This window comes from Rhodanobacter sp. FW510-R10 (assembly GCF_058781105.1).
In genome coordinates, this window is the sequence record NZ_JBYSWL010000001.1 from 3,101,928 (window position 1) to 3,113,828 (window position 11,901).

Annotated in this window: 14 protein-coding genes and 1 tRNA gene; 6 read left to right on the forward strand and 9 right to left on the reverse strand. The window is 66.6% G+C overall.

What is annotated here, in order from left to right; genetic code table 11:
• Positions 1-7: 7 nt before the first annotated feature.
• The 4 genes from panC to pcnB are packed head-to-tail and all read right to left on the reverse strand — an operon-like array spanning position 8 to position 3,575.
• Positions 8-853: a pantoate--beta-alanine ligase gene (panC, locus tag AC3WJB_RS13460; protein ID WP_492682362.1), complete on the reverse strand. Its 846-nt coding sequence runs from the start codon at positions 851-853 to the stop codon at positions 8-10.
• 14 nt (positions 854-867) lie between these two features.
• Positions 868-1,698: a 3-methyl-2-oxobutanoate hydroxymethyltransferase gene (panB, locus tag AC3WJB_RS13465; RefSeq protein ID WP_492682364.1), complete on the reverse strand. Its 831-nt coding sequence runs from the start codon at positions 1,696-1,698 to the stop codon at positions 868-870.
• A gap of 45 nt (positions 1,699-1,743) precedes the next feature.
• On the reverse strand, positions 1,744-2,223 hold the full coding sequence (folK, locus tag AC3WJB_RS13470) for a 2-amino-4-hydroxy-6-hydroxymethyldihydropteridine diphosphokinase (RefSeq protein WP_492682366.1): 480 nt from the start codon (positions 2,221-2,223) through the stop codon (positions 1,744-1,746).
• Positions 2,220-3,575, reverse strand: a complete 1,356-nt coding sequence (gene pcnB, locus AC3WJB_RS13475; protein WP_492682368.1) for a polynucleotide adenylyltransferase PcnB — start codon at positions 3,573-3,575, stop codon at positions 2,220-2,222. Before pcnB ends, folK begins: the two co-directional genes overlap by 4 nt.
• A gap of 175 nt (positions 3,576-3,750) precedes the next feature.
• Here pcnB and AC3WJB_RS13480 point away from each other — a divergent pair.
• Positions 3,751-3,826 (forward strand) — tRNA-Glu (locus tag AC3WJB_RS13480).
• A gap of 11 nt (positions 3,827-3,837) precedes the next feature.
• Positions 3,838-4,161 (forward strand): ferredoxin FdxA, encoded by a 324-nt coding sequence (gene fdxA, locus AC3WJB_RS13485; RefSeq protein ID WP_492682370.1) that lies wholly within the window; start codon positions 3,838-3,840, stop codon positions 4,159-4,161.
• Between the two features lie 211 nt (positions 4,162-4,372).
• Here fdxA and AC3WJB_RS13490 read toward each other — a convergent pair whose 3' ends face one another.
• A complete protein-coding gene (locus AC3WJB_RS13490) occupies positions 4,373-4,957 on the reverse strand; it encodes a hypothetical protein (RefSeq protein WP_492682372.1) in 585 nt (194 codons plus the stop codon).
• 26 nt (positions 4,958-4,983) lie between these two features.
• The gene (dapA, locus tag AC3WJB_RS13495) at positions 4,984-5,892 is read right to left on the reverse strand and encodes a 4-hydroxy-tetrahydrodipicolinate synthase (RefSeq protein ID WP_492682374.1); all 909 of its coding nucleotides are present in this window, start codon (positions 5,890-5,892) and stop codon (positions 4,984-4,986) included.
• Between the two features lie 100 nt (positions 5,893-5,992).
• On the opposite strand from dapA, the gene AC3WJB_RS13500 reads away from it, so the two are divergent.
• The 4 genes from AC3WJB_RS13500 (at position 5,993) to AC3WJB_RS13515 (ending at position 9,753) form a co-directional block, all read left to right on the forward strand.
• The gene (locus AC3WJB_RS13500) at positions 5,993-6,574 is read left to right on the forward strand and encodes a glycine cleavage system transcriptional repressor (RefSeq protein ID WP_492682376.1); all 582 of its coding nucleotides are present in this window, start codon (positions 5,993-5,995) and stop codon (positions 6,572-6,574) included.
• 55 nt (positions 6,575-6,629) lie between these two features.
• Positions 6,630-7,091, forward strand: coding sequence for a peroxiredoxin (locus AC3WJB_RS13505; protein WP_492682378.1), 462 nt, complete (start codon positions 6,630-6,632; stop codon positions 7,089-7,091).
• Positions 7,092-7,209: 118 nt separating this feature from the next.
• The gene (locus tag AC3WJB_RS13510; protein ID WP_492682380.1) at positions 7,210-8,589 is read left to right on the forward strand and encodes a PhoH family protein; all 1,380 of its coding nucleotides are present in this window, start codon (positions 7,210-7,212) and stop codon (positions 8,587-8,589) included.
• A gap of 219 nt (positions 8,590-8,808) precedes the next feature.
• A complete protein-coding gene (locus tag AC3WJB_RS13515; protein ID WP_492682382.1) occupies positions 8,809-9,753 on the forward strand; it encodes an aspartyl/asparaginyl beta-hydroxylase domain-containing protein in 945 nt (314 codons plus the stop codon).
• A 294-nt stretch (positions 9,754-10,047) separates the two neighbouring features.
• Here the strand turns inward: AC3WJB_RS13515 and AC3WJB_RS13520 are convergent, their stop codons facing one another.
• The 3 genes from AC3WJB_RS13520 to grxC form a co-directional block, all read right to left on the reverse strand.
• On the reverse strand, positions 10,048-11,061 hold the full coding sequence (locus AC3WJB_RS13520; RefSeq protein WP_492682384.1) for an isocitrate dehydrogenase: 1,014 nt from the start codon (positions 11,059-11,061) through the stop codon (positions 10,048-10,050).
• A 163-nt stretch (positions 11,062-11,224) separates the two neighbouring features.
• The gene (locus AC3WJB_RS13525; protein WP_492683204.1) at positions 11,225-11,560 is read right to left on the reverse strand and encodes a carboxymuconolactone decarboxylase family protein; all 336 of its coding nucleotides are present in this window, start codon (positions 11,558-11,560) and stop codon (positions 11,225-11,227) included.
• 38 nt (positions 11,561-11,598) lie between these two features.
• Complete coding sequence (gene grxC / locus AC3WJB_RS13530; RefSeq protein ID WP_492682386.1) at positions 11,599-11,865, reverse strand: glutaredoxin 3; 267 nt, start codon at positions 11,863-11,865, stop codon at positions 11,599-11,601.
• Positions 11,866-11,901 lie beyond the last annotated feature (36 nt).

The window sequence follows — 11,901 nt, forward strand, 5'->3', positions numbered from 1 at the left end:
GGCCAGATCAATCCAGCGTCAGGTTGTCGATCAGCCGCGTCTGGCCCAGGTGCGCGGCAATCAGCGCCACCAGCCCGGCGCGCTCTGGTGCCTCCGGTACGCCAAGGTCGACGGCGCGGCGGACCACGGCGTAGTCGGGCACCAGGCCCGCCCGCCGCAGCCGCGTCGTGGCGGCGCGCTCGACCACCGGCAGCGCGTGCCCGGCGGCCAGCCAATCGCGCATCTGTAACAAGGTCTCGTGCACGACCGGCGCGCGCATGCGTTCGGCCGCCGACAGGTACTGGTTGCGGGAACTCAGTGCCAATCCATCGTCGGCTCGGCAGATGGGCGCGGCCATGATTTGCGTCGGCAAGCACAGATCGCGCACCAGGTACTCGACCACTTTCAGCTGCTGGTAATCCTTTTGCCCGAACACCGCCAGGTCCGGCTGCACCATGTGCAGCAGCTTGCATACCACGGTTGCCACGCCGTCGAAATGCCCGGGTCGGTACTTGCCTTCCAGTACGCTGGTCAGGCCCGGCACATGGACGACCGTGGTCTGGTCGGCGCCATACGGATACATGGTGGCGACCTCGGGGGCAAACAGCAGGTCGCAGCCGACGTTGGACAACAGTGCCTGGTCGGCCGGCAGGCTGCGCGGGTAGCGCCCGAAATCCTCGTTGGGGCCAAATTGCGTCGGGTTGACGAAGACGCTCACCACCGCGTGATCGGCGCGCGCCAGCGCCAGCCGCACCAGCGACTCATGGCCCTGGTGCAGGTTGCCCATGGTCGGCACGAAGCCTACGGTTTCGCCGCGGGCACGCCAGGCGCGCACCTGCGCGCGCAGTGGGGCAACATCGTGGACGGTCTGCACGGGCTCGCCTGCGCTCAGTCGAAACAATGCTCTGGCGCCGGGAACACGCCACTGCGCACATCGCTCGCGTAGGCAGCAATGGCCGCGGCCACCGAACCGTTCCCGGCCAGGAAATCCTTGCTGAACTTCGGCCGCTTGCCCGGCGTGATGCCAAGCAGGTCATACACCACCAGCACCTGCCCATCGCAATCCGGCCCGGCGCCGATGCCGATGACCGGGATCGCGAGCGATGCGGTCAGGCGCTTGCCGAGTGCGCGCGGCACGCCTTCCACCACGAGCAGGGAAGCGCCGGCAGCCTGCACCGCCAAGCCCTGGGCCAGGATGTGTTCGGCCGCATCAATCTCGCGGCCCTGGATGCGGAAGCCACCGAACTTGTGCACCGATTGCGGGGTGAGGCCAAGGTGGGCACAGACCGGGATGGCATGCGCGACGAGCGCACTGATCGCCTCCAGGATGTGCGGCGCGGCGCCCTCGACCTTGACCATGGCGGCCCCGGCCTCGCCCACCAGGCGGGCGCCGGCTTCCAGCGCGCGGTCGACATCGCGGTCGGCCATGAACGGAACGTCGGCCATCAGCAAGGTCGCGTCGAGTCCACGCGCCACGGCGGCCGTGTGGTAGACGATGTCGTCCAGGGTCACAGGCAGAGTGGTGCGCCGGCCTTGGATCACGTTGCCCAGCGAATCGCCGACCAGGGCCACGTCGATGCCAGCCGCTTCCAGATGGGTGGCGAAACTCGCGTCGTACGCGGTCAGCATCACGATGCGCTGCCCGGCCGCCTTCATCTCCTGCAGCAGCGGTACGGTGACAGGTTTGCGCCGGGGCGCGGAGTTGGCTTGGACGTACACGACACACCTCTTTGGTTGGCTTGACGGCATCGCCAACCGGCAAGCTCACATGATGCGTTCACTTCCGGCGAGATCAAGCGTCGCCAGCTGCTCGGCGACCGTGCGCGTCGCTGTCAGCGCCAGCGTCGGGGCAATGTCATGCAGCGGCAACAATACAAACGCGCGCTCCAGCATGCGCGGATGCGGCAAGGTCAGGTGCGCATCATGACACTGCACCCCGTCGACGTGGAGCAAATCCAGATCCAGCGTGCGCGGGCCATTGACGCGGGTGCGCTCCCGTCCAACGCGGCGCTCGAGCTCCAGCAGGCTGTCCAGCAACGCCCGCGGGCTCAATTGGGTGTCCAGGGCGACCGCGGCATTGATGAAGTCCGGCTGCGACGTATAGCCCCAAGGCGGCGTGCGGTAGACGTGCGAACGCTGCAACAGTCGCGTGTGCGGCAGCCTGGCCAAGGCGTCCATCGCGTTCAGCACCTGCTGCAAAGGGTCATCGAGGTTGCTGCCGAGGGCGACGTAGGCGAGAGTCACGCTGGGCCCGGCTTGCTGCTGCGGCGACGCCGGCGCCGCGGCCGCGGCGGACTCCCGGGCAGCGGCAAGCCGGTGTTGTCCTGCGCAGCGCCGCCGGTCGCCGTTGGCAAGGCAGCAGACAATACGTCGCGCGGCAGCTGCTGCGCGTGGGCCCACCAGCGGCCAAGCTCGGCCATGGTGGGCGACTCCCCGGCGCGCAGCAGCAGGAAATCGAAGGCAGCGCGGAACCGTGGGTGCTCCATGAGCCGCAACACGCGCTTGCGCTGAAGCTGCTCAAAGCGTGGCTGCAAGGCCCAGATCTCCTCCACCGCATAAGTGAAGCGCCGCGGCACCGCCACCCGCTGGCACTGCTCGGCGATCGTCCTGGCGGCGGCCTGCTCCCAGGCATCGCCTGGCGGCACGCCCTGGGCGACGGCAGCTTGGGCCACGTCGCGGACCTCGCCCCACAGCAGCACCGCATACAGGAACGCCGGCGTCACCGACTGATCGGCGTTCACCCGCGCATCGGTATTTCCCAAGCCGGTCTCGACCAGCGCGCGCAGCGCCTCGTCGCCGCGTGCCAGCGCCCGCGCCGTGGCCGGAAACATGAAGCGCAGCAAGCCGCATTGCTCGAGCAGGCGGAAACTCTCCAGGCCATAGCCGGAGAGGAACATCTTCACGGTTTCGTCGAACAGTCGCGCCGGCGCCGCATCGGCCAGCAGGGAACCCAGGGTCGCAAACGGCGCCATCGCCGCCTCGTCGATGCGCATGCCGAGCTTTGCCGCCAGGCGCACCGCGCGCAACATGCGCACCGGGTCTTCGTGGTAGCGGGTGGCCGGATCGCCAATCAGGCGCAGCACGCGGTCTTCGAGGTCCTGCATGCCGCCGACGTAGTCGCGCACCGAGAAATCGCTGATGTCGTAGTACATGGCATTGACCCGGAAGTCGCGGCGCACCGCGTCCTCCTCGATCGACCCCCAGATGTTGTCGCGCACCAGACGTCCATCCACCAGGCGCCGGTCACCCTCGCAGCCCTCCTCGCCCACGCCGCGGAACGTCGCCACCTCGATGATCTCGCGGCCAAACACCACATGGGCCAGGCGGAAGCGGCGACCGATCAGGCGGCAGTTGCGGAACAGCCGCTTGACCTCCTCGGGGGTGGCGCTGGTGGCGACGTCGAAATCCTTGGGCTGGCGTTCGAGCAGCAGGTCGCGCACCGCGCCGCCGACCAGGTACGCGGCGTGGCCCGATTCGTTGAGGTGGTACAGCACGCGCAGCGCAGCCTTGCTGATGTTGCGGCGTGAAATATTGTGCTGGTCGCGCGGAATGATCCGCAGCGCCGGCGTGGTGTCGGTCCCTGATTGTAGGTTCAAACGGCTGGAATCCTTGAAGGCGAAGATGCCCGGTGTCCGCACAGGCACCGAATCGGCGCGGCGCCAATACGGTGCCGACGCAGGGCATCACCCGGTGAACTGGCCTGATGCCGAGGTGTCTTCAGCATCACCGAATGCAACAATTCCGTTATACTACTGCGCCTCGCGCTACAACGCTCCCTTCGTCTAGTGGCCTAGGACACTGCCCTCTCAAGGCGGCAACACGAGTTCGAGTCTCGTAGGGAGCGCCAAGGTTTTTTTTATGACGTTCGTGGTGGTCGACAATTGCATCAAGTGCAAGTACACCGATTGTGTCGAGGTGTGCCCGGTCGACGCCTTCCACGAAGGCCCGAATTTCCTGGCGATCGATCCGGACGAATGCATCGACTGCACTCTGTGCGAGCCGGAATGTCCGGCCGCGGCGATCTTCCCGGATGACGCCGTGCCCGCAGGGCAGGAAGGTTTCATCGCGCTGAACGAAGAGCTGGCCAAGCAGTGGCCGGTGCTCACCGCACGCAAGGAACCGCCGCCCGACGCTGCAGCCTGGGACGGCAAGCCAAACAAGCTGCCTTTGCTGGAACGCTGAGCCCGGCCCCACGCCCGTCCGCGGTCCTTTGCTTGCAGTTTGACACCGGCAAGCCAGCCAGGCTCCCGATGCATATGGCGGCGACGCGGCAACCACCTTGGCTCCCTCTCCCCCGGCAAAGCCAGGGGAGAGGGGCCAAGACCGAGTGTCCGGTGTCCGGACGAAGCAGCGCGGCGCTGGGTGCTTTTTTGCGGGACCCGGCCGCGGAGCCTCAGCCGCCGAGACGCGACTTCAAGCCGTCGACGACCTGGCCCACGGCAGCGGCGCCACCCTCGGCGCGCACTTCGCTGCTGTCGCTGCCGCTGGCGGTCACTTGGATCACCACCCGGTTCGAGCCCGCCGTTGCCGCTTGCCCGGCGTCACGCTTGCCCCAATGGAACAGGCGCTTGAAGAAGCCTGGCTTCTTGGCCTGCGCATCGGCCTGGGCAAGTTTCAAGGTGTAGCTGTGCGCCTCGTCGTCGTGGCTGAGCACCTGGCCCAGATCACCGTGCTCCAGCACCCTGCCGACACGCTGGTAAGTGCTGTCCACGGTGTCCTTGAGCACGAAACCGTCGCTGACCTGACCGCTCTCGGTAGCAACGCCCTTGGCCGCGCTGTCCGGCTGGTTGGCGCCGGGCGGCGGCACGACCAAGGCGGCCGAAGTCGACGGGCGATCCAGGCTCGGCGGAATCTCCAGCGGCGATTCCTGCTTGGCGGTCTCCCAGGCCTTGCTCGAGTGAAACATGCCGCACCCGGAAACCAGCAGCATGCTGATGACAAGGGCGGACAGGGCCATGCGGGGCAAAGGTTTTTTCATGTGTGAGTTCCAGGAGAAAGGTCAGGCTACCGCCATGCCGCAGCGGGCAACGCGCCACTTGCCAAGGTGGACAAGATGTCCCGCAGGCGGTCCCGCTCGGGCCCCGCCTGCAGTTCCAGCAGCGGCAGGCGCAGCGCCGCCGAACCCAGGCCGAGCATCGACAGGCCGGCCTTCACCGCAATCGGGTTCGGCGCACAAGCCAGCGCATGCAGCAGCGGCGCGAGTGCAGCTTCCTGCTCCGCCGTCGCCACCGCATCACCGCCGATGGCTGTGTCACACCAGGTCCGAAACCGGCGCGGCAGCAGGTTCGCCACCACCGAGACGGCGCCAGCCGCGCCGGCCAGCATCGCCGTGCCCGCACTGTTGTCGTCACCGGACAGATAGACGAAATCTTCGCGCGCAAGTTCCGCCAGCGCATGGATGCGCCCGGCGCTGGCGCATGCCTCCTTGATGCCGAGGATGCGTGGATGGTCGCGCAAGGCCGCCACCGTGGCCGGCTGCAGGTCGCAGCCGGTACGGCTGGGAACGTTGTACACGATGATCGGCAAGCCGGCGTGCTCGGCGATTTCCAGGAAATGCCGACGCAAGCCATCCTGCGTGGGACGAACGTAGTAAGGCGCGACCACCAGCGCCGCGTCGGCACCCAGGGTCGCGGCCCGCCGCGTCGCCGCCAGTGCCTTGGTCGTCGCCGCGTCGCCGGTACCGGCAATGACCGGCACGCGGCCGGCGACGTGCTCCAGCGCGAAGCCAAGCAGGCGCTCGAACTCGTCGCGCTCCAGCAGGTGCGCTTCGCCGGTCGAACCGGCCACCACCAGCGCCTGGGTGCCGCCCTCCAGTTGATAGTCGAGCAGACGGCCGAACGCCGCCAGGTCGATCGCGCCATCGGCCCGGTACGGGGTGGCCAATGCACATATACTTCCGCCTATCGCCAACATGCATCTCGCCTCGGGCCAGCGGGGCATGTTACTTGCCGCCTTGCATGACGGGCAAGTAAGCTCGGCGGACCATTCATCAACCCTTCGTGCAGCGCAACCCATGTCGCCGGTAAAAACGTTGAAATCCACCTCCGTTCCTGCACGCACCATCGTCGACACGCAACTGCTGATCCACGCCCTGGGCGCGGCCTCGCGCTCGCCGCTGCTGGACTTGTCGCAGCGCATCGCCGATTCGGGCTGCAACCTCGCCGAATCGCGCGTCGCCACGATCGGCACCGAGATTTCGCTGATGCTGCTGGCCACCGGCGCCTGGGACGCCATGGCCAAGCTGGAGACCGCGCTGGACAAGCTCGGCCGCGACGACAGCCTGCACCTGGTGCACTACCGGACGGGGCCGCGCGAGGGCAGTTCGCACCAATTGCCCTACCTGGTCGAGGTGGTGGCGGCCGACCACCCCGGCATCATTGCCCGCATCGTCGAATTCTTCAGCCAGCACAACATCAGCGTCGAACAGTTGAATTCCATGCGCTACCAGGCCATGCAGACCGGCGCCGACATGTTCCAGGCGCAGTTCACCATCGGCATCCCGGCCGAGATCCACATTGCCGCCCTGCGCGACGACTTCCTGGAATTGTGCGACGGCCTCAACCTGGATGCGATCATGGATCCGGTGAAGTTCTAAAGGTGACCACGACGATGCAGTCCAGAGCCAGCACACTGGCCGGCGGGGCCCGGCAATGATCGCCATCGGCGAGCGCGTGCCGGCGCTCAGCGGCGCGACTGCCGACGGCAGCACCCTGCGCCTGTCAAGCTTCAAGGGCCAATGGGTGGTGGTGTACTTCTACCCGAAGGACAACACGCCCGGCTGCAGCAGCGAGGCCCAGGCATTCCGCGACCTGCATGAAGAATTCCTGGCGCGCCACGCGCAAATCATCGGAGTCTCCCGGGACTCGGCGAAATCGCATACCAATTTCGCCGAGAAATACGCCCTGCCGTTCCCACTGATCGTCGACAGCGACGAAACGTGGTGCCGTGCCTTCGACGTCATCCACGAGAAGATGCTGTACGGGAAGCGCCACCTGGGCATCGTGCGCAGTACCTTCCTGATCGCGCCCGGCGGCAAGCTGCACGCCGAATGGCGTGGCGTGAAGGTGCCCGGACACGCCCAGGCGGTGCTCGACGCCATCGCCGGGAAATGATGCCGCAAGCCACTCCCCAAGCCGCGGTGCAATCCACCCCGCCGGCCATATCGACCCTGCCCCGCGCGCAGGCCCGCGTGGTGCAAGACCCCAAACCATTGTTCCAGGAGCCTCGCGCATGACCGCAGGCAAGCGCATCTATGCGCTCGACACCAATGTGCTGCTGCACGATCCCACCGCGCTGTTCCACTTCGAGGAGCACGACGTTTTCATCCCGATGACCGTGCTGGAAGAGCTGGACGAGAAGAAGCAGGGCATCTCCGAGGTGGCGCGCAACGGTCGCCAGGTCAGCCGCTTCCTCAACGAACTGATCGAGCGCCACGGCGTGCATGACCTGCGCGGCGGGCTGGAACTCGACAACCCGCACGGCATCCGGCTCAAGCGTGGCAAGGAGGTCGGGCGGCTGTTCTTCCAGCAGCGCACCAGCAACAACCACGGCAAGGCCGACAACCAGATCCTGGCCGCCATCGTCGAGCTGCGCGACCAGTATCCCGAGCGCACGGTGATCCTGGTCAGCAAGGACATCAACCTGCGCATCAAGGCCGGCATTTACGGCATGGTGGCCGAGGACTACGAGAACGACCGCGCGCTGGATGATTTCTCGCTGCTGTATACGGGCGCCGCCCAATTGCCGGAAAGTTTCTGGGAGCTGCATCCGGAAGTCACCTCCTGGAGCGAGCATGGACGGACGTTCTACCGGCTCAAGCAACGCAAGGGCGAGGAATGGTTTCCCAACCAGTGCCTGTACCTGCCCGGCGACAACGAGGTCGAGCTGCGGGTGCAGCAGCTGGACGGCAAATCCGTCACCCTGGTGCTGCTGGATGACCATTCGCACACCAACCACCATGTCTGGGGCATCGGCGCGCGCAACCGCGAACAGAATTTCGCGCTCAACATGCTGATGGACCCGGAAGTCGACTTCGTCACGCTGCTCGGCAACGCCGGCACCGGCAAGACCCTGCTGGCGCTCGCCGCCGGGCTGGCGCAGGTGCTGGACCAGCAGCGCTACCGCGAGATCATCATGACCCGCGCCACGGTCTCGGTGGGTGAGGACATCGGCTTCCTGCCAGGCACGGAAGAGGAAAAGATGACGCCCTGGATGGGCGCGCTCACCGACAACCTGGAGGTGCTGACCAACCCCGAGGACGGCGGCAGCTGGGGTCGCCAGGCCACGAACGACCTGCTCGCCGCGCGCATCAAGATCCGCTCGCTCAACTTCATGCGCGGGCGCACCTTCCTCAACCGCTACCTGATCATCGACGAGGCGCAGAATCTCACGCCAAAGCAGATGAAGACCCTGGTCACGCGCGCCGGTCCGGGCACCAAGATCGTCTGCCTGGGCAATGTTGAGCAGATCGACACGCCCTACCTCACCGAGACCACCTCCGGCCTCACCTATGCGGTGGACCGCTTCAAGAGCTGGGAGCATTCCGCGCATATCACCCTGCGCCGCGGCGAGCGCTCGCGCCTGGCCGACTTCGCCGCCGAATCACTGTAGGCACGGCTGGATCGGGATCATCACCTGTCCGCAAAGAACTTCCTGTAGCGGCGGGTCAGCGAGCATAAGGACGGACTATCGCAGAATCCCATCATGGCTGTGGCGCCCACGGTCACTGGACGCGGCTGGCGCTGGCGGAGACGGTGTCGGCAACGTCCACGCCAGACAGTCGAGTAGAATGGCGGCGTTGCCATCCGCCGTGCTGCAGGCGCCCACGCCATGCTCCTCGCCCCCCGCCTCGTCCTGCTGGCCCTGCTCGCCTTCTTCGTGTTGTGCGTGCTGCTGGTGCACCTGCGCGGCCGGGTGCGGCTGAAGTTCCGGCGGCAGCTGGTCGACCACTCGGCGGTGTTCGCCCCCTACAACCTGCTGATGTACGCGTTCTCGGCGGTACCTGCGCGGCCGATCCTGGACCGGCGCGGGTTCCCGCAGCTCGACCGCATCCAGGCCAACTGGCAGACCATCCGCGACGAGGCGCTGGCGCTGTCCGACGAAGGCCGTATCCGCGCCGCGGCCAAGGGCAACGACGCCAGCTTCGCCAGCTTCTTCAAGCAGGGCTGGAAGCGCTTCTACCTCACCTGGTACGGCGAGCCGCTGCCCTCGGCGCTGGCCCTGTGCCCGAAGACCGTGGCCCTGGTGCAATCCATCCCCGGCATCAAGGCGGCCATGTTCGCCACCCTGGCGCCAAACAGCCGCCTGAACCCACATCGCGACCCGTTTGCCGGCTCGCTGCGCTACCACCTCGGCCTGATCACCCCGAACTCGCGCGACTGCGCCATCTTCGTCGACGGCGAGGAACATGCCTGGGGCGACGGCAAGGACGTGGTGTTCGACGAGACTTTCGTGCACTGGGTGGAGAACAAGACCGACCAGACCCGGGTGATCTTCTTCGCCGACGTGGAGCGCCCGCTGAAGTCGCCCCTGATGCGCGCGATCAACCATCGCGTCGGCGCGTTCATGGGCAGGATCACCGCCTCGCCAAACGACGACGACAGCGAGAGGACGGGCTTCGTCAATCGCCTGTTTGCGCTTGGCCACCGCCGCCGCGGCCAGGGCGGCAACGCGTTCAAGCGCCGGCACAAGCGCCTGTACAAGACCACCAAGTATGCCGGCATCTGCATCCTGCTGTGGGTGCTGATTGCCGCGCCCTGGCCGTTCCTGCGCTGAGGCGCGGGCAGTAAGGCCACTGCACCGCCCGTCGTTCCGGCACAGGCGCACTGCTATCCGGAACGTTTCGAAAACGCATCTGGATGCCGCCCCGAGATCGCGAAACACTTCACGTCGTCATTCCCGCGAAAGCGATCTCACTCCGTCGTCATTCCCGCGAAAGCGGGAATCCAGTGCTTTTGACTTTTCAGTCGCCATAGAGGCAAAGGCTCTGGATTCCCGCTTTCGCGGGAATGACGACGGAGTAGGTTGCAAGTGCGCGAAATCTTCCGCGTATGGGCAGGCGCCCAGGCGTCAACCGGCCAGGCGGGCAATCACCGCGTCGGCAAAGCTTGCCGTGTTGCCGCTGCCGCCGAGATCGGGGGTGATCTGCGCGCGATCGTGCTCCACCGCGGCGCGGATGGCCTGCCGCAGCCGGGTTGCCCGCTCCGCCAGGTCCAGGTGATCGAGCATGTCCGCGGCAGCCAGCAGCAGCGCGCAGGGGTTGGCGATGCCCTTGCCGGCAATGTCGGGGGCCGAGCCGTGCACGGCCTCGAAGATGGCCACCTCGGCGCCGATATTGTCGCCCGGCGCCAGGCCCAGGCCACCGACCAGGCCGGCACACAGGTCGGAGAGGATGTCGCCGAACAAATTGGTGGTGACGATCACGTCGAACTGCTGCGGATTCATCACCAGCTGCATGCAGGTGTTGTCGATGATCATCTCGTTGAATTCGATCTGCGGATACTCCTTGGCAATCCCGCGCGCGACATCCAGGAACAACCCGGAGCTGGTCTTCAGGATGTTCGCCTTGTGCACCGCGGTGACCTTGCGGCGCCCCCGCTTGCACGCCAACTCAAAGGCGTAGCGCACGACGCGGCCGCTGCCCTTGCGCGTATTGCGTACCAGGGACAGCGCCGTCTGGCCGTCTGCCGACACGGTCTGGCCCTCCGCCAGATAGGCGCCCTCGGTGTTCTCGCGCACGGTGATGATGTCGATGTCCGTGTAGCGCGACTTCGTGCCCGGCATGCTGACCACCGGGCGCACGTTGGCGTACAGGTCGAAATGCCGGCGCAGGCTCACGTTGATCGAAGTGAAGCCGCCGCCGATCGGCGTGGTCAGCGGCCCCTTCAACGCCACCTTGTGCTCGGCGATGCTGGCAAGCGTGGCTGCCGGCAAGAGCTCGCCGTGCTTGTCCAGCGCCACCATGCCCGCGTCGATGAAGTCATAGGCCAGGCCGCAGTCCAGCGCGTCGAGCACGCGCAGCGTGGCGGTCATGATCTCCGGGCCAATGCCGTCGCCCGGGATCACGGCGATGGTCTTGCTCATGGGGCTTGCTCCTTGGGTCAACCGCACGCACCGGAAATTCAGTGCGCCAAAGCCGCCCATTATCGCCGATGCATGCCTGGTCTTGCAGCCGGCATCCCGTGTCGGCCGTGAGGAAAACTGGCCGATCTCCGCTCAGGGCGGCCCAACCCGTGGGAATGGGCGATCAGACGTGATCGGCGCACTCGGGCGCCGTGGGCGCGCCGGACTCGAGCTGCTCGAGGAAATCCACGGCGCGGCGCAGGTGCGGAATGACGATCGAGCCGCCCACCACCAGGCCGATGCCGAAGACCTCGAACAATTCCTCGCGGCTGACGCCGACCTGGCGGCACTGCGCCACGTGGTAGCTGATGCAATCGTCGCAGCGCAGCACCAGGGAGGCCACCAGGCCCAGCATTTCCTTGGTCTTCTCGTCCAGGGCGCCAGGCTTGTAGGCCTGCGTGTCCAGGGCGAAGAAGCGCCGTACCAGTTGGTTGTCCTCGGCCAGGATGCGCTCGTTCATGCGCTGGCGAAACGCGGTGAACTCCGCCACCCGGTCGCTCACGCCGTCGGCTCCGCCAGCAGTTCGGCCAGGCGGCCGCTGCGGTCGGCGGCGACCAGCTCCTCATAACCGCCGACATGCGTGTCGTTGATGAAGATCTGCGGCACGGTCCGCTGCCCGCCGCTGCGCGCCAGCATGGTTTGGCGCTGCGCCATGTCGGTGTCCACCCGCACCTCGTCCCAGGCCAGGCCCTTGGCCTTCAGCAGGTTCTTGGCGGCCACGCAGTAGGGGCAACTTGCCGTGGAGTAGATCTCGATCTTGGACATGACGTGCACGCACCTGCCTCGCTTGTTGTCCCACAG